15 protein-coding genes and 1 riboswitch are annotated in these 16,821 nt (G+C 53.6%); of the genes, 7 read left to right on the forward strand and 8 right to left on the reverse strand.

Translation table 11 applies throughout. The features are described from left to right. Positions 1 to 8 precede the first annotated feature (8 nt). The 6 genes from ftsL to ilvI form a co-directional block, all read right to left on the reverse strand. Positions 9 to 329: a cell division protein FtsL gene (ftsL, locus tag JK223_RS04675; RefSeq protein ID WP_212713060.1), complete on the reverse strand. Its 321-nt coding sequence runs from the start codon at positions 327 to 329 to the stop codon at positions 9 to 11. Continuing rightward, positions 326 to 1,267 carry a 16S rRNA (cytosine(1402)-N(4))-methyltransferase RsmH gene (gene rsmH / locus JK223_RS04680; RefSeq protein WP_212713061.1) on the reverse strand — a complete coding sequence of 314 codons (942 nt, stop codon included), beginning with the start codon at positions 1,265 to 1,267 and terminating at the stop codon, positions 326 to 328. Before rsmH ends, ftsL begins: the two co-directional genes overlap by 4 nt. Before the next feature lie 3 nt (positions 1,268 to 1,270). After that, complete coding sequence (gene mraZ, locus JK223_RS04685) at positions 1,271 to 1,726, reverse strand: division/cell wall cluster transcriptional repressor MraZ (protein ID WP_212713062.1); 456 nt, start codon at positions 1,724 to 1,726, stop codon at positions 1,271 to 1,273. Positions 1,727 to 2,127: 401 nt separating this feature from the next. Beyond that, positions 2,128 to 3,138, reverse strand: a complete 1,011-nt coding sequence (gene cra, locus JK223_RS04690; protein WP_212713063.1) for a catabolite repressor/activator — start codon at positions 3,136 to 3,138, stop codon at positions 2,128 to 2,130. Between the two features lie 182 nt (positions 3,139 to 3,320). Beyond that, positions 3,321 to 3,812 (reverse strand): acetolactate synthase small subunit, encoded by a 492-nt coding sequence (gene ilvN, locus JK223_RS04695; RefSeq protein WP_025901223.1) that lies wholly within the window; start codon positions 3,810 to 3,812, stop codon positions 3,321 to 3,323. Next, positions 3,812 to 5,533 (reverse strand): acetolactate synthase 3 large subunit, encoded by a 1,722-nt coding sequence (gene ilvI, locus JK223_RS04700; RefSeq protein ID WP_212713064.1) that lies wholly within the window; start codon positions 5,531 to 5,533, stop codon positions 3,812 to 3,814. The genes ilvN and ilvI overlap by 1 nt, the downstream gene beginning before the upstream one ends. A gap of 900 nt (positions 5,534 to 6,433) precedes the next feature. Between ilvI and leuA the strand changes: the two genes are divergently transcribed. From leuA to leuD, 4 genes are read left to right on the forward strand one after another with little or no spacing between them, the layout of a single operon-like run. Then, complete coding sequence (gene leuA / locus JK223_RS04705; RefSeq protein ID WP_212713065.1) at positions 6,434 to 7,999, forward strand: 2-isopropylmalate synthase; 1,566 nt, start codon at positions 6,434 to 6,436, stop codon at positions 7,997 to 7,999. Positions 8,000 to 8,001: 2 nt separating this feature from the next. Beyond that, complete coding sequence (gene leuB, locus JK223_RS04710; protein WP_212713066.1) at positions 8,002 to 9,093, forward strand: 3-isopropylmalate dehydrogenase; 1,092 nt, start codon at positions 8,002 to 8,004, stop codon at positions 9,091 to 9,093. Positions 9,094 to 9,095: 2 nt separating this feature from the next. Then, positions 9,096 to 10,496 carry a 3-isopropylmalate dehydratase large subunit gene (leuC, locus tag JK223_RS04715; RefSeq protein ID WP_212713067.1) on the forward strand — a complete coding sequence of 467 codons (1,401 nt, stop codon included), beginning with the start codon at positions 9,096 to 9,098 and terminating at the stop codon, positions 10,494 to 10,496. Between the two features lie 10 nt (positions 10,497 to 10,506). Next, entirely contained in the window at positions 10,507 to 11,112 is a 606-nt protein-coding gene (gene leuD / locus JK223_RS04720; RefSeq protein ID WP_212713068.1) for a 3-isopropylmalate dehydratase small subunit, read from the forward strand. 53 nt (positions 11,113 to 11,165) lie between these two features. Here leuD and JK223_RS04725 read toward each other — a convergent pair whose 3' ends face one another. Then, positions 11,166 to 12,353 carry an MFS transporter gene (locus JK223_RS04725; protein ID WP_212713069.1) on the reverse strand — a complete coding sequence of 396 codons (1,188 nt, stop codon included), beginning with the start codon at positions 12,351 to 12,353 and terminating at the stop codon, positions 11,166 to 11,168. A 259-nt stretch (positions 12,354 to 12,612) separates the two neighbouring features. Then, a riboswitch (TPP riboswitch) is annotated at positions 12,613 to 12,704 on the forward strand. 44 nt (positions 12,705 to 12,748) lie between these two features. Here JK223_RS04725 and thiB point away from each other — a divergent pair. The 3 genes from thiB to thiQ are packed head-to-tail and all read left to right on the forward strand — an operon-like array spanning position 12,749 to position 16,009. Beyond that, the gene (gene thiB, locus JK223_RS04730) at positions 12,749 to 13,735 is read left to right on the forward strand and encodes a thiamine ABC transporter substrate binding subunit (RefSeq protein WP_212713070.1); all 987 of its coding nucleotides are present in this window, start codon (positions 12,749 to 12,751) and stop codon (positions 13,733 to 13,735) included. Beyond that, positions 13,711 to 15,321, forward strand: coding sequence for a thiamine/thiamine pyrophosphate ABC transporter permease ThiP (gene thiP / locus JK223_RS04735; RefSeq protein WP_212713071.1), 1,611 nt, complete (start codon positions 13,711 to 13,713; stop codon positions 15,319 to 15,321). The genes thiB and thiP overlap by 25 nt, the downstream gene beginning before the upstream one ends. Next, positions 15,305 to 16,009, forward strand: a complete 705-nt coding sequence (gene thiQ / locus JK223_RS04740) for a thiamine ABC transporter ATP-binding protein ThiQ (RefSeq protein ID WP_212713072.1) — start codon at positions 15,305 to 15,307, stop codon at positions 16,007 to 16,009. Before thiP ends, thiQ begins: the two co-directional genes overlap by 17 nt. On the opposite strand, the gene JK223_RS04745 is transcribed toward thiQ, so the two are convergent. Next, on the reverse strand, positions 15,986 to 16,750 hold the full coding sequence (locus JK223_RS04745) for a DedA family protein (protein WP_212713073.1): 765 nt from the start codon (positions 16,748 to 16,750) through the stop codon (positions 15,986 to 15,988). The genes thiQ and JK223_RS04745 overlap by 24 nt on opposite strands. Between the last annotated feature and the right edge of the window lie 71 nt (positions 16,751 to 16,821).

Below are 16,821 nucleotides of genomic sequence, written 5' to 3' on the forward strand. Positions count from 1 at the left end.
TGGATTCCCTATGGTTGAACCACTATATTTTCCTGTGAAGGATCAACATGTTGCATATGAAGCTTTTCGATAGCCAGTCGTTCAACACGGCTATGATCGCCTAATGCATTTTCTTCCAGGATCAGGTTTCGCCATTCGATATCCAGCGAATCCCGCTCCAGCACCATCTGTTCCCGTTGTGCGGTCAGTAACCGGGTCTTATGCGTGGTAATAACGACCATCATCGCAGTGACCAGTACGGCAATAAGCAGTATCAGCGGCAGCTTTCCGTGACGCAGCAGATCGCCACCAATAATTCCGGGCAGGCTATGGCGCTCGTTGCCGATCATTCAGCCGTCCTCTGCGCAATGCGTAATACTGAGCTACGGGCTCGCGGGTTTTCTTTCACTTCCTGCTCCCCGGGGATCAGTTTGCCAAGCGTTTTCAATTCACGTCCTCCCAGTGATTTTAACTGAGCTTCGGTGAGTGGCAGGCCGGAAGGGACCTGAACCCCCCGGCTCTGATCCCGCATAAAGCGTTTTACCAGCCGGTCTTCCAGCGAGTGGAAACTGATAATCGATAACCGCCCTTCCGGTGCCAGTACACTCAGAGACCCTTTCAGTGCCTGAGTAATTTCCTCAAGTTCACTGTTCACCCAGATACGGATAGCCTGAAAACTGCGGGTCGCCGGATGCTTAAACTTATCCTTTACCGGCGTGGCGTGATAAATCACGTCAGCCAGCTCTTTCGTACGGGTCATCGGCTGCTCGCGGTTACGTTCCACGATGGCCCGGGCAATACGTTTCGCAAAACGCTCTTCACCATACGCTTTGAGTACAAAAGCAATGTCCTGCTCTTCGGCCTGCAGTAACCATTCCGCGGCAGACTGTCCGCGCGTCGGGTCCATACGCATATCCAGAGGCCCGTCACGCATAAAGGAAAATCCGCGTTCGGCATCATCCAGCTGAGGCGAAGAGACACCTAAATCCAGCAGAATGCCGTTGATTTTTCCGCTCAACCCGAGCGATTCAACGTATTCTGCCAGCCCTGAAAACGGCCCATGGATAATCGAAAACCGGGGGTCGGTAATTTCAGCGGCCGCTGCAATAGCCTGCGGATCTCTGTCGATGGCGATTAACCGGCCCTTTTCACCTAATTGTGAAAGGATCAGGCGCGAGTGACCTCCCCGGCCAAAGGTTCCATCAATATAGATCCCCTCCGGCTGAAGGTTGAGTCCGTTAACCGCTTCATCTAAGAGGACGGTCGTATGTTTAAAATTTTCCGACATAGGCTATAACGATAAATCCTGCAATCGCTCAGAGAGTTCCCCCTGAGCCGATTCTGATTCGATATCTTCCCTGATTTGTTGATACCAGGTCTGTTCATCCCACAGTTCAAACTTGTTGAACTGACCGACCAGCATAATTTCTTTCTGTAATCCGGCGTGTTGCCTCAGGGTGCTGGCAAGCAATAATCGTCCGGCATTATCCATCTGACATTCGCTGGCATGCCCCAGTAACAACCGCTGAACACGACGCTCTGCCGGGTTCATGGTAGAAAGGCGTGAGAGCTTTCGCTCAATCACTTCCCACTCCGGCAGGGTATAAAGCAGCAGGCAGGGCTGATGGAGGTCAATGGTGCAGACCATTTGCCCCTGTGATTCTCCGATCAGTATTTCCCGATAGCGTGTAGGGACTGCTATACGGCCTTTACCGTCGAGATTAACCAGCGTTGCCCCACGAAACATAACTGTCGTTGCCCTCAGTTAACCTGTTTCACCACTTTATCCCACATTTTACCACTGATTGAGTGTACGGAGCGGACGAAATCCTTGTCAAGCGACAACGGTCGCTTAATAACATTATTTCCTGCGGTAAATTCGCTGAAATCCAGAGGTAAAATGGACAAAAAACAGCACAAATAGCATTAACCCGATGAATAATTGAAGGAATTTAAGAAAACGGCGAGGAAGGATCCAAAAACAGCGGCGAAAAACGACGGAATTGTTAACTTCGTGCGGCGTAGTCATAAACGCCATTTTAAGGAATTTCTTAGCTGAAGCACAGCAGGACCGGCACGATATTTGTAAAATTAATCGTGGGGCGAAGCGCCCCCTGTGTCCGGGAGGTGGTCTGCCGGCCGTCAGCCTCACTGCGGACGACGACCGATACGCCCACGCTGGTAGAGGTTACGGCGAATGCGCGTCAGCCCGGGCTTCGGCCGGGACGGCTCATCCAGGCTTGCCAGCACTAATTCCAGCACCCGTTCCGCCACATCGCGATGACGCTGACCGGCCGATAGCACCGGACATTCCAGAAAATCCAGGAGTTCATTATCCCCGAAGGTCGCGATAGATACGTGGGCAGGTAAATGACCGTGGACGCGAAGACAGGCATCCATCATTCCCTGTAATAAACCGAAAGACGTCGTAAACACTGCCGCCGGCATCTCATGTTCACTTAAAAAGCGGACGAAGGTCTCTGCGGCAACACTCCGCTCAAAGCTATTACTGTAGATAAACTCGACCCGGCGTTCATCCCCTTCCCAGGCCTGACGAAACCCCTGCTCACGCAGAAAGCTGACCGATAATTCCGGCAATGCCCCTAAAAAAAGCACATCACTGATCGGTTGTTTACGGAGTTCCCGGGCCAGGGCGAACGCATCGTCCTGGTCAGCGCCGACGACGCTGGTGAAATTTTCACGGTCGAGGGCACGGTCAAGGGCGATAATAGGTAAGGATTTTCCGACCCAGTGCTGATAAAAAGGGTGTTCCGGCGGCAATGAGGTAGAAACTATCAGGGCATCTATCTGGCGTTGCAGCAAATGTTCGATACAGCGGATTTCGTTGTCCGGCTGATCTTCCGAGCAGGCGATCAGCAGCTGATAACCGCGTTGCCTGGCCTGGCGTTCCAGATAGTTAGCAATACGTGTATAACTGGTGTTTTCCAGATCAGGGATCACCAGTCCGATTGAGCGGGTGCGTCCCGCGCGCAATCCTGCGGCAACGGCATTCGGCTGATAGTTGTATTCCCGGACAACGGCCATCACCTTCTCTACCGTTTTTTCACTGACCCGGTATTGTCTGGCTTTGCCATTGATGACATAACTCGCGGTCGTACGCGAGACTCCCGCAAGACGAGCAATTTCATCCAGTTTCACTCTCACCCCACCCCACACGTTGCCCCACAGAGATAAGCATTATCAGAGGGGTATTCCTTTATCTTTCGTATCTAAGCGCAGATATCCGGGCCCGGCAACTTTTTTATTGTAAACCCTGACCATAAAAAAGGCCCGGGGAACCCGGGCCTGAGTGTCATCATGACAGAGAGTGTGGTCTGGCTTTAGCCAATAGTGCGTTCGCCGCGGGAAACCCCCACGACACCGGAGCGCACGACCTCGGCAATCTCCGTCACTGCACGCAATGCGCTCAGACAGGCATCCAGTTTTTCGCTGGTTCCAGTCAGTTGCAACGTATACAGGGTTGCCGTGACATCAATAATTTGGCCACGGAAGATATCGGCACAGCGTTTTACTTCTTCACGTTGCGCACCTTCCGCTTTCACCTTCACCAGCATGATTTCACGTTCAACATGAGGCCCCTGACCGAGTTCGCTGACACGCAAAACATCGACCAGCTTGTGCAGTTGTTTCTCAATCTGTTCCAGTACTTTTTCATCGCCCACGGTCTGGATAGTCATCCGCGACAGCGTCGGGTCTTCGGTCGGAGCAACGGTCAGGCTCTCAATGTTATAGCCCCGCTGGGAAAACAGGCCAACTACGCGGGATAATGCGCCTGACTCGTTCTCAAGTAATACCGATAAAATACGGCGCATTATTCTGTCCTCTCCGTTTTGCTTAACCACATATCATTCATTGCGCCCCCGCGTACCAGCATCGGGTAGACATGCTCACTGCCATCGACTCTGACATCCAGGAACACCAGACGGCCGCTGGCCACTATCGCCAGAGCTTCTGCCATTTTTTCATCCAGTTCTTCCGGTTTATCAATGACCATACCGACGTGGCCATAGGCTTCAGCCAGACGCACAAAGTCAGGTAATGACTCCATATAAGACTGCGAGTGGCGTCCGGAATAGATCATATCCTGCCACTGCTTCACCATCCCCAGATAGCCGTTGTTCAGATTCAGTATCAGCACCGGCAGATTATATTGTGAGGCCGTCGACAGTTCCTGGATATTCATCTGAATGCTGCCATCGCCCGTTACACAGACAACGGTCGCCTCCGGCACGGCCAGTTTCACGCCCAGCGCTGCCGGCAGACCGAAGCCCATGGTGCCCAGTCCTCCGGAGTTGATCCAGCGCCGTGGTTTATTAAAGCGGTAATGCAGGGCTGCAAACATCTGATGCTGGCCGACATCCGACGCCACGTAAGCATCGCCACCAGTCAGACGCCACAACGCATCGATGGCGGCCTGAGGTTTGATGGTCGGGGAATGTTTGTCAAATGCCAGGCAGTTACGGGCGCGCCACGTTTCAATCTGCGCCCACCAGTCAGCCTTGTCTGAGTTATCTGTCTCTTCAGCCGGCAGTAATTCCAGCATTTGCTGAAGCACCAGAGCGGCATCGCCGACGACGGGAATATCCGCCATGACCGTTTTGGAAATAGAGGTCGGGTCAATATCGATATGAATGACCGTGGCATCCGGACAATATTTTTCCAGATTATTTGTCGTACGATCATCAAAACGGACACCGATGGCAAAAATGACATCCGCGTTATGCATTGTCATGTTCGCTTCGTAAGTACCGTGCATCCCCAGCATACCAACGCTCTGGCGATGCGTACCGGGAAAGGCCCCCAGTCCCATCAGCGTGGTGGTCACCGGAATATTAAGCACTTCGGCTAACTGGATCAGCGCTTTTTCCGCCCCCGCAGTGATAACCCCGCCCCCGGCATAGATCACCGGTTTTCTGGCGGCTAATAGCTGCTGCAAGGCCCGTTTAATCTGCCCGCGATGCCCCTGCGTCGTTGGATTGTAAGAACGCAGCGAGACTTGTTCCGGCCACTGATACGAATACTTGGCCGCAGGGTTCAGGATATCTTTGGGCAGATCGATCACCACCGGCCCCGGGCGGCCGGAAGATGCCAGCCAGAAGGCTTTTTTGATTACCGCCGGGATGTCTTCGGCTTTATTAACCAGAAAGCTGTGTTTGACGATAGGCCGTGAAATTCCGACCATGTCGCATTCCTGGAAGGCATCACTGCCGATCAGTGAAGAGGCTACCTGTCCGGAAAGCACCACCATCGGGATAGAATCCATATAAGCCGTTGCAATACCGGTAATGGCATTGGTCGCGCCAGGCCCGGAGGTGACCAGCACAACCCCCGTTTCACCGGTGGCACGGGCCAGTGCATCCGCCATATGTACCGCTGCCTGCTCATGGCGTACAAGGATATGGTCAACACCGCCGACGGTCTGAAGTGCATCATAAATATCCAGCACTGCCCCACCGGGATAACCAAATACCTGTTTTACGCCCTGATCGATCAACGATCGGATGACCATCTCGGCCCCTGACAACATCTCCATTCTTTCCTCCAGGTGAACACTGAACTCACGGATACCTATAACTGACCACCAAAACCTTCCGTAATATACGTAACATAATCACCAGCAAAAACTGACACCCGGATCGGTGAAATGTGCTGTTTATTATGTTTAACCGGGATAGCTGGCATTTTATTATCGGTTTTTGTTCTGGTTAACATAACCGCAGAAATGACCACAGGCAAACATCCACAGGAAAGAAGTATGCAAAGGTGTAAATAAAAGCTTCTGCGATACTCAACTGATGGCTCAGAATAATAGCGGGGGGCGCAGAGTTATTAGTTAAATATTCTGCGTTTTCATTTAATGGCAGAGAGTTATTAAATTTAGCTTTTTTATATTTACCTGAATGTCAGCGCCCTGTCCGGAATAATCGTAGCCACGCAAGGTTATTTACTAAAAAACCCCCGTCGCCCGACATTTTCCACTGGCCGCCCGTTAAAAAACCATGCTTTACACTGGACAGAGTGCATCATAAAAACATTGTATATCAATAAATTACGAAACACCTCTCCCTTCACCCAGCCACGCATCCGGCCGTTGATCCGCCGGGCAGAGTGTCTGCGCATGATAGTGCGCTCTCTGCCGGTAAAAATGCAGAAGATTCATCTTTCTCACCGGTATTGATTACTGCGTCATTAAGGTTGACATTGGCCGGCGTTTACAGTACCAATATAGGCATACTTTATTTTATTGGGTCTGAACTAATGATTCGTTTTATCCGCCTCGCAGGACTACTACTTCTCGCATTAAATATGCGCGGTAGTGTTGCGGGCGGAATTAAAAAATGATTCGGGCCTGAGAACAAAAAAACCCGCGCCGCAGCGCGGGTTTTTTTATACCCGCTGGCCGGTGCCAAAAACACTTAAGGAATCTACGAATATGAGCCAGCAAGTCATTATTTTTGATACAACATTGCGTGATGGTGAACAAGCGTTACAGGCCAGCCTGAGTGTTAAAGAAAAACTGCAGATTGCAATGGCACTGGAACGTATGAAAGTCGATGTCATGGAAGTCGGTTTTCCGGTCTCTTCACCTGGCGATTTTGAATCCGTACAGACCATTGCCAGAACCATTAAAAACAGCCGTGTGTGCGCGCTGGCCCGCTGTGTAGAGAAAGATATTGATGCCGCCGGTGAAGCCTTACGTGTCGCAGAAGCCTTTCGTATTCATACGTTTATTGCCACCTCGCCGATGCACATCGCCACAAAGTTACGCAGTACGTTGCCGGAGGTGATTGAACGTGCGGTGCATATGATCAAGCACGCCCGCCGTTATACCGACGATGTGGAGTTCTCGTGTGAAGATGGCGGGCGGACACCGATAGACGATCTGTGTCGCGTGGTCGAAGCCGCGATCAATGCCGGAGCACGGACCATCAACATCCCTGATACCGTCGGTTATACCCTGCCCCATGAATATGCCAATATCATCTCTCAGTTAACCCAACGCGTTCCGAATATCGATAAAGCCATCCTGTCTGTACATACCCATGACGACCTGGGAATGGCGACCGGGAATGCTGTGGCCGCAGTGCAGGCCGGCGCACGCCAGGTGGAAGGAACCCTGAACGGTCTGGGTGAACGCGCCGGTAACTGTGCACTGGAAGAAGTGATTATGGCGATTAAAACCCGTCAGCAGATCCTGAATGTGACGACCGGGATCAATCACCAGGAAATCTACCGTACCAGTCAGATTGTCAGTCAGATTTGTAACATGCCTATCCCGGCGAACAAAGCGGTGGTGGGTTCCAACGCATTTGCTCACTCTTCGGGGATCCATCAGGACGGCGTACTGAAAAACCGCGAAAACTACGAAATCATGACCCCGGAATCTATCGGTCTGCATCAGATCCAGCTGAACCTGACTTCCCGTTCAGGCCGTGCCGCGGTGAAACACCGCATGGAAGAGATGGGCTATAAAGAGACCGATTATGATGCAGAGGCGCTGTACGATGCCTTCCTGAAACTGGCCGATAAGAAAGGGCAGATTTTCGATTACGACCTGGAAGCACTGGCCTTCATTAATAAACAGAATGAAGAGCACGACCATTTCCGCCTGCAGGACTTCAACGTTCAGTCAGGTTCCAGCATCTCTGCCACCGCATCCGTGAAACTGGCCTGTGGTGATGACATTAAAGAAGAAGCCGCGACCGGCAACGGCCCTGTTGATGCGGTTTATCAGGCCATTAACCGCATTACCGGGTATCAGGCTGAGCTGGTCAAATACCAGTTATCTGCCAAGGGCCACGGCGAGAATGCGCTGGGTCAGGTGGATATCGTCATCCGCTATAACAACCGTAAATTCCATGGCGTCGGTCTGGCTACCGATATTGTGGAGTCGTCGGCGACCGCGATGGTCAACGCCCTGAATAATATCTGGCAGGCGAAGCAGGTTGAAATCGAATTGCAGCGTAAATTTAAGAATGAAGCTAAGGAAACCGTGTAATTATGTCTACATCATTTCACATTGCAGTATTGCCGGGTGACGGCATCGGTCCGGAAGTCATGGCGCAGGCCCTGAAAGTATTAAAGGCTATCCGTGAACGCTTTTCTCTCGACATCACCACCCGTCAGTATGATGTAGGCGGTATTGCCATTGATAATCATGGCCAGCCACTGCCGCCGGAAACGTTAGCCGGCTGTGAGCAGGCCGATGCGGTCCTGTTCGGTTCTGTGGGCGGTCCTAAGTGGCAACACCTGGCGCCGGATGCGCAACCTGAGCGTGGCGCATTGTTACCCCTGCGTAAGCATTTTAAATTGTTCAGTAACCTGCGCCCTGCTGCGCTTTATCACGGACTGGAAGCTTTTTGTCCTCTGCGCAGTGATATCGCCGCCCGTGGGTTCGACATTTTATGCGTCCGTGAATTAACCGGGGGCATCTATTTCGGTCAACCCAAAGGCCGTGAAGGCAGCGGTGACGAATTACGGGCGTTCGATACCGAAGTCTATTACCGCTATGAGATTGAACGTATTGCCCGGCTGGCTTTCGAATCTGCGGCGAAACGCCGTAAAAAAGTCACCTCGGTCGATAAATCCAACGTCCTGCAATCGTCCATCCTGTGGCGTGAAACCGTGACAGAAATCGCCAAAGAGTACCCGGAGATTGAACTGGAACATATCTACATCGATAACGCGACTATGCAGCTGATTAAAGATCCGTCGCAGTTTGATGTGCTGTTATGTTCAAACCTGTTTGGTGACATCCTGTCGGATGAATGTGCCATGATCACCGGCTCGATGGGGATGCTGCCCTCCGCCAGCCTGAATGAGCAAGGCTTTGGCCTGTACGAACCGGCAGGCGGTTCCGCACCGGATATCGCGGGACAAAATATCGCTAACCCGGTGGCACAGATTTTATCACTGGCGCTGCTGTTACGTTACAGCCTGAACGCTGGCGAAGCCGCAGACAGTATTGAGCAGGCCGTTAACCAGGCGCTGGAAGCAGGCTACCGGACACGCGATCTGGCCGGTCAGGGGCCTTCTGTCAGTACCGATGAAATGGGTGACATCATTGCCCGCTTTATCACCGGAGAAAAATAAAAATGAGCAAGACCTTATACCAGAAGTTATTTGATGCACATGTCGTTTATGAAGCCCCGAATGAAACACCGTTACTGTATATCGACCGTCACCTGGTCCATGAAGTGACCTCTCCGCAGGCATTTGATGGCCTGCGTGCACAGGGACGCCCGCTGCGTCAGCCTTCAAAAACCTTCGCCACCATGGATCACAACGTCTCCACGGAGACCCGTAATATTAATGCTTCCGGTGAGATGGCGCGTATTCAGATGCAGGAGTTAATTAAAAACTGCGAAGAGTTCGGCGTACAGTTATATGACCTGAATCATCCCTTCCAGGGCATTGTGCATGTCATCGGCCCTGAGCAGGGTATGACGTTGCCGGGGATGACCATTGTCTGTGGTGACTCCCATACCGCCACCCACGGCGCGTTCGGGTCGCTGGCCTTTGGTATCGGTACCTCAGAGGTGGAACATGTTATGGCCACCCAGACCCTGAAACAGGGTCGTGCTAAAACCATGAAAATTGAAGTGACCGGCGATGCTGCGCCGGGGATCACCGCAAAAGACATCGTGCTGGCCGTGATTGGTAAAACCGGCAGTGCCGGCGGTACCGGGCATGTCGTCGAGTTCTGTGGTCCGGCGATCGAAGCCCTGAGCATGGAAGGCAGGATGACCCTGTGTAACATGGCGATCGAAATGGGCGCCAAAGCAGGCCTGGTCGCCCCGGATGAAACTACCTTTACTTACCTGAAAGGCCGTCAGTTCTCGCCGAAGGGTGAAAAATGGGAACAGGCGGTGGCTTACTGGCAGGGTCTGAAATCGGACAGCGATGCCGTTTTTGACGCGGTCGTCACCCTGGATGCCGCAGACATTGCCCCTCAGGTCACCTGGGGAACCAACCCGGGCCAGGTCATTGCCATTAACCAGCCGATCCCGGCACCGGAATCCTTTAGTGACCCGGTCGAGCGCGCTTCCGCTGAAAAAGCACTGGCTTATATGGGGCTGGATGCGGGCGTCAGACTGACCGACGTTGCCATTGATAAAGTCTTTATCGGTTCCTGTACTAACTCACGTATCGAAGATTTGCGGGCAGCCGCCGCGATCGCGAAGGGACGTAAGGTCGCTCCGGGGATCGTTGCCATGGTGGTTCCGGGCTCCGGTCCGGTGAAAGCCCAGGCAGAAGAAGAAGGCCTGGACAAAATATTTATCGATGCCGGGTTTGAATGGCGTCTGCCTGGCTGTTCCATGTGTCTGGCGATGAATAATGACCGTCTGAATGCCGGTGAGCGTTGTGCCTCTACCAGCAACCGTAACTTCGAAGGGCGTCAGGGCCGTGGCGGACGTACCCACCTGGTCAGCCCGGCCATGGCTGCTGCAGCTGCCGTCACCGGCCGCTTCGCCGATATTCGTGAACTGAATTAAGGAAGACTTTATGGCCAGTAAATTTACCCAACATACCGGTATTGTTGCCCCGCTGGATGCGGCTAACGTCGATACCGATGCCATTATTCCTAAGCAATTTTTGCAGAAAGTGACCCGTACCGGTTTCGGGCAGCATCTGTTTAATGACTGGCGTTTTCTGGATGATGCCGGTCAGGTGCCTAACCCGGAGTTTGTACTGAATAAACCTGAGTTTAAAGGTGCCAGCATTCTGCTGGCCCGTGAAAACTTTGGTTGCGGATCGTCACGCGAACATGCCCCCTGGGCACTGACCGATTTTGGATTCCGTGTGGTGATCGCGCCTTCTTTCGCCGATATTTTTTACGGAAACAGCTTCAATAACCAGCTGCTGCCGGTCACCCTGACCGAGGCTGAAGTGGACGAGTTGTTCCGTCTGGTGAAAGCAGAACCGGGCATCGAATTTGTCGTAGACCTGGAGAAACTGGTGATCTCTGCCGGTGACAACGTCTATCCGTTTACCCTGGACAGCTTCCGCCGCCATTGCATGATCAATGGACTGGACAGCATCGGTCTGACCTTGCAGCATGAGGAGGCTATCTCCTCGTACGAGTCTGCACAGCCTGCTTTCCTGCGTTAAGTCGCACTGAGCCACAGTTTTAGCACTTCCCCCTCCCCTCAGGAGGGGGGAAATCAGCCCTGAACAGGCTCTTTCACCCGCCAGATCAGTACCAGCGCCAGCAGGATCAGCCCCGATGCCAGCCCGTAAATGGCCCGATGCCCCAGCCAGTCACTGAGAATTCCCTGCAATAATCCGGCAAAAATCATCCCGGTCGACACCGAGTTGGTAAACATCGTCGTCGCGGCACCCGCTTTACCCGGCATCAGATCCTGGAACCAGAGCATGACCAGGCCGGCAACGATGCCGATAAAGATGGCATTTAATAACTGTAATGCCAGCATCGCTCCGCGGGTGGGAAACATTAGCATGCCCGGATAAAACAGTACCCCGGCCATCACCGCCAGCAGAACCAGAGGACGTTTACCTACCCGTTTGGCCAGTAATCCGGCCAGCAGCATGATCGGGATCTCCAGCCCGGCCGCCGTTCCCATAAAGACCCCGGCCATTTTCTCCGGCATCCCGAGGGTTTGACTGATATAGAGCGGCATATCGATGATATACATCAGATTACAGATCCACATCAGGACCGAGGCGATAAACAGGCGACGAACATGGCTGTTTTTCCAGCCGGTCACCGCGCTGCGGGCAATATCCGCGGGGGGAAAGACTTTCGGTACCGAGGGCAGAGTAAAACGGATAAACCCCAGTGCCAGTAAAAATAAAGCGGCCGCCACCAGATAGAGCACAATAAAGCCATAATTCAGGGCCAGTGCAAAAGAAATCGGCGGGCCGATCACCCATGCCAGCGACATCTGCGCGCGCATCAGCGAACTGAACATCACCACCTCACGGGAAGTATGATCCGCATATTCCCGGGCGAGGGCAAAAATCTGCGGCATCACGACCGTGGAAAAGGCTGACAGTATCAGTCCGAGCGTGATCAGTACCCAGTAACTGCGGGTAAAGGCAAAAACGATCGCGTTGCCAAGCGCCATCAGGCAGCAAAGCATCAGTAAGTTGCGCCGGTCGCCCTGTTTATCCGATCGTCGGGCCAGCAGGAAGCTGACAATAATTCCTGTCACCGCATTGACCGTAAAAAATGCACCGACCATAAACGGTTTGGCATGCAGTTCATGGCTGAGAAACAGACTCAGCGTCGGTGCCTGCAAGGCTCCGGCAATACTGACAAAAAAGGTGACCAGCATAAAAAAGATAAACACGGTATTGCCTTTTGCAGGCAACCTTTCAGGGGTTTCCATAAAAATATCCGGATAAGATGAGACAACATTGCGTTAAGACACGGGACAGCGTGACCTGAGGTCCGGTGGATAATCTACACCGGAATGGCCCTGTGTACCGCAGAATATCGTGAATAAACCGGGACGATAACAAAATTCTGCGGTTTCCGGCGAGCAGGTAACAGGCACCGTCTGCTGAAAACCGTGGACGTCATCGTGACCGCGCCTCCCCACGCTTCACGCCGGGCTTCCCCCGCCCTGCAGAATTACATAGAATAAGCCGTTCTCAACGGGGTGCATGTGAATGCTGAGAGATACCCGTCGAACCTGATCCGGTTAATACCGGCGTAGGGATTTGAGAGTCAGCCCCCTCAGATCCTTTGCGCCTTGCTAAATAATGCCTCAAGGAGCGCAAAGTGTTAAAAAAAATCCTGCCCGTTTTACTGGTTGTCTGTACCCCGGCGCTGGCCGCCAAACCGGTGCTGACCGTTTATACCTATGACTCTTTTTCATCAGACTGGGGCCCCGGACCGGCGGTAAAAAAAGCCTTTGAAGCCAGTTGTGGCTGCGAGCTTAAATATGTCGCGCTGGGTGATGGCGTGGCTCTGCTCAACCGCCTGCGCATGGAAGGCCGCCACAGTAAAGCCGATGTGGTTATCGGACTCGACAATAACCTGATGGATTCCGCAGAAAAAACCGGACTGTTCGCCCCGTCAGACGTCAGCACCGATCAGCTTACCGTGCCAGGTGGCTGGACCAGCAAAACATTCGTGCCTTATGACTATGGCTACTTTGCCTTTGTCTATAATAAAAAAACGCTGAAGAACCCGCCCACCAGCCTGAAACAGCTGGTTGAAAGCCCTGAAAAATGGCGCGTCATCTATGAAGATCCGCGCACCAGCACCCCGGGGCTGGGCCTGCTGCTATGGATGCAAAAGGTCTATGGCGATAACGCCCCTGCCGCCTGGAAGAAACTGGCGGCGAAAACCGTCACCGTCACCCGTGGCTGGAGTGAAGCCTACAGCCTGTTCCTGAAAGGGGAAAGCGACCTGGTCCTCAGTTACACCACGTCGCCGGCGTACCATATCATCGAAGAACATAAAACGAATTACGCCGCCGCAGACTTCAGTGAAGGCCATTATATGGAAGTGGAAGTTGCCGCACGTCTGAAGAACAGCCCGCAACCCGCATTGGCAAAAGAGTTTATGCAATTTGTCACCGGTCCGGCCTTCCAGAAAACCTTGCCGGAAGGCAACTGGATGTATCCGGTCATAAAAATGCCATTACCTGCCGGTTATCAGTCCCTGGTGGTGCCAAAAACGGCCCTGCAATATTCCCCTGCGCAGGTCGCTGAACACCGTGAAGCCTGGGTGGATGCGTGGCAAAATGCAGTGAGTCAGTAATGCCCCGCTGGCTTATTCCCGGGCTGCTTGCAGCCCTGTTAAGTTGCTGTGTCGCGCTGCTCGCACTGGCAAGCCTGTTCTACAATGCTCCGCAGGTACGCTGGCTGAATCTGCTTTCCGACCCTTACCTGTGGCACGTCGTCCGCTTCTCGTTTGAACAGGCGACGCTTTCCACGGCCCTCTCCGTTCTGCTGGCCCTACCGGTAGCCAGAGCACTCTATCGTCGTCGCTTCCCGGGACGACGCTGGTTACTTCGCCTGTGTGCCATGACGCTGGTATTACCGGTACTGGTTGCGGTGTTTGGCATTATCAGTGTCTATGGACGTGACGGCTGGCTGGCGCAGGCTTGTGCCTGGCTGGGCCTGCGCTATACCTTTTCGCTTTACGGGCTACCAGGCATCTTACTGGCCCATGTCTTTTTTAATCTGCCTATGGCGGCCCGGCTTCTGTTACAGACCTTTGAACAGATCCCGGCCGAACAACGTCAGCTGGCCGCTCAGCTTAATATGCAGGGGCTGAATCTGTTCCGCTGGCTGGAGTGGCCCTGGCTTAAGCGCCAGTTGTTGCCGGTGGCCGCACTGATTTTTATGCTCTGTTTTTCAAGCTTTGCCATTGTCCTTGCGCTGGGGGGCGGCCCCCGCGCCACCACGCTTGAACTGGCAATCTATCAGGCCCTGAGTTATGACTTCGACCCGGCAAAAGCGGCAATACTGGCACTGGTTCAGTTAGGTTTTTGTCTGACACTGGTCGTGATCAGTCTGCGGCTGAATACGGTGCTGACCGGTAACACCTCTCTGATGTCCCCCTGGCGCGCGCCGGAACAGCGGTGGCTGGCACGGTTGTCTGACAGTGCCTGGATCCTGCTGGCCCTGATATTACTGGTTCCCCCGGTGCTGGCGGTGATCATTAACGGTATTAACGGCGCTATACTTCCCTCACTGCAACAACCCGCGCTCTGGCAGGCCACGCTGACCTCCGTCAGTATTGCCTTGCGGGCCGGTTTACTGGCCACGGTCCTGACCGTTATGCTGCTGTGGAGCAGCCGTGAACTTCGTTTACGTGAGCAACTGTTTCCCGCCAGAGTGCTGGAAACCAGTGGTATGCTGATCCTGGCGATGCCGGGTATTGTGCTGGCCAGCGGCTTCTTTATGTTTTTTAATGCCACTACAGGCATCCCCGACTCACCCGCATCGATCATTATTGTCACCAATGCCCTGATGGCGATGCCCTACGCCATAAAGATCCTGGATAATCCGATGCGGGATATCGCCCGCAACTACAGCTGGCTGTGCCTGTCCCTGGATGTTACCGGCTGGCGGCGACTCCGGTTGGTCGAGTACCCGGCATTAAAACGTCCTCTGGCTCAGGCACTGGCCTTTGCCAGTGTCCTCTCGGTCGGCGATTTCGGGGTTATTTCTCTGTTCGGTAACGATGATTTCCGGACGTTACCGTTTTATCTGTATCAGCAGATAGGAGCCTACCGGCAGCAACAGGGAGCCATCACCGCCTTAGTACTGCTGCTGGTATGTTTTATTCTTTTCTCACTGATTGAAAAAATAGCAGGAACCCATGCTGACACTGAATGACCTGAGCTACCGCTATCAGTCCCGGACACTGAGCTTTACTTTGCAGGCCGCGAAAGGCGAACGGCTTGCCATCCTCGGGCCAAGCGGTGCCGGAAAAAGTACGCTACTAAGCCTGATTGCGGGGTTTTTGCCGGTCACCGGGGGAGAGTTATGGATAGACGGCAAAGCCTGTACCGGCCTGCCGCCGGCTGAACGTCCGGTCTCAATGCTGTTTCAGGAAAATAATCTGTTTGCGCATCTGAATGTACAGCAGAATCTCGGGTTAGGTCTGCACCCCGGTCTGCGCCTGACTCCATCACAGAAAAAGCAGATCAGTGATATTCTCCTGCAGGTGGGACTGGACGGGTTAGCAGACCGTCTGCCGGGGCAGTTGTCCGGCGGCCAGCGTCAGCGGGTAGCGCTGGCCCGTTGTTTGTTACGCCAGCGCCCTTTGTTACTGCTGGACGAGCCGTTTTCTGCCCTGGACCCGCACCTGCGGCAGGAAATGATCACCCTGACGGATCAGCTCTGTCGTGAACATACGATCACCCTGTTAATGGTCACCCACCATCAGGATGATATCCGCCGGATTGCGGATCGGGCCATTGTTATCCGTGACGGGCATGTCGCCCGGGAGGTCGATGCCCCTGGCGACGCAGTGATCCCGGGCTTTACCCCCCCGGGATCAGGCAATAAAGACACGCCATAACAGATGACGGAACCCCGGCATCATCGGATGGAACTGAAGTGCGACAAATCCGCCAATCGCCAGAATAATCAGTAACGGGGCCAGCCAGTGCAGACGTTTTGTCGTTAAAAATCCGCTCACGGTTTTTTTACTTTTGATAGCGCGGACCCACCGCCAGCCAGACCACGCCGCCAGCCAGATCATTACCGCTTCCGCCAGTAACAGCCACTTAAAATCGCTGCTCTGTGCGGTATGCGGTGCATCAATCGCCACACCGGCCAGGATGCCCGGTAACAGATACACCGGCGGCCATAGCAGACAACCGGCAATATTCGGTGGCAGAAATTTTTTCACCGGCAGTTCCAGCATTCCTGCCAGCATCGGGATCAGCGGACGGGTCGGACCGACAAAACGACCGATCAGGAGGGTGGCAATACTGTGCTCGTTGAGGGCATGCTCGGTTTTATCCAGCAATTTCCGGTATTTTTGCAGGTACTTCCAGCGATGCAGCGGACCTTTGAAACGCCAGCCAATATAAAAGGAAATCCAGTCTCCCAGCAGGCATCCGATGAATCCGGCCCCCCAGGCAGGATACAGCCCGATCTTGCCACTGCCGATCAACGCTCCCAGGCTCGCCATCATTACGGTGCCGGGCAGGACTAACCCGACCAGGGCCAGTGACTCAAAAAAAGTCACTACCGCGACCGCAAACAGGGCCCACTCCAGCGATTGGGTAAGCAGATGTTGGATCCAGACTTCCATAAAGATTCCTCAAGTAAACAGAGCCTGGATTGTCCTGAGCAAGCCCGGGAACGTCAAGCTAAGTGTTCGGT

The organism is Tatumella sp. JGM118, assembly GCF_018257515.1.
Lineage (GTDB): Bacteria > Pseudomonadota > Gammaproteobacteria > Enterobacterales > Enterobacteriaceae > Tatumella > Tatumella terrea.

Bases quoted from the DNA above. Each gene is read 5' to 3' on its own strand.
- JK223_RS04725 (WP_212713069.1), bottom strand. From the start codon at position 12,353: ATGGAAACCCCTGAAAGGTTGCCTGCAAAAGGCAATACCGTGTTTATC.
- ilvN (WP_025901223.1), bottom strand. From the start codon at position 3,812: ATGCGCCGTATTTTATCGGTATTACTTGAGAACGAGTCAGGCGCATTA.
- leuD (WP_212713068.1), top strand. From the start codon at position 10,507: ATGGCCAGTAAATTTACCCAACATACCGGTATTGTTGCCCCGCTGGAT.
- thiQ (WP_212713072.1), top strand. From the start codon at position 15,305: ATGCTGACACTGAATGACCTGAGCTACCGCTATCAGTCCCGGACACTG.
- leuB (WP_212713066.1), top strand. From the start codon at position 8,002: ATGTCTACATCATTTCACATTGCAGTATTGCCGGGTGACGGCATCGGT.
- leuC (WP_212713067.1), top strand. From the start codon at position 9,096: ATGAGCAAGACCTTATACCAGAAGTTATTTGATGCACATGTCGTTTAT.
- JK223_RS04745 (WP_212713073.1), bottom strand. From the start codon at position 16,750: ATGGAAGTCTGGATCCAACATCTGCTTACCCAATCGCTGGAGTGGGCC.
- leuA (WP_212713065.1), top strand. From the start codon at position 6,434: ATGAGCCAGCAAGTCATTATTTTTGATACAACATTGCGTGATGGTGAA.
- mraZ (WP_212713062.1), bottom strand. From the start codon at position 1,726: ATGTTTCGTGGGGCAACGCTGGTTAATCTCGACGGTAAAGGCCGTATA.
- ilvI (WP_212713064.1), bottom strand. From the start codon at position 5,533: ATGGAGATGTTGTCAGGGGCCGAGATGGTCATCCGATCGTTGATCGAT.
- rsmH (WP_212713061.1), bottom strand. From the start codon at position 1,267: ATGTCGGAAAATTTTAAACATACGACCGTCCTCTTAGATGAAGCGGTT.
- ftsL (WP_212713060.1), bottom strand. From the start codon at position 329: ATGATCGGCAACGAGCGCCATAGCCTGCCCGGAATTATTGGTGGCGAT.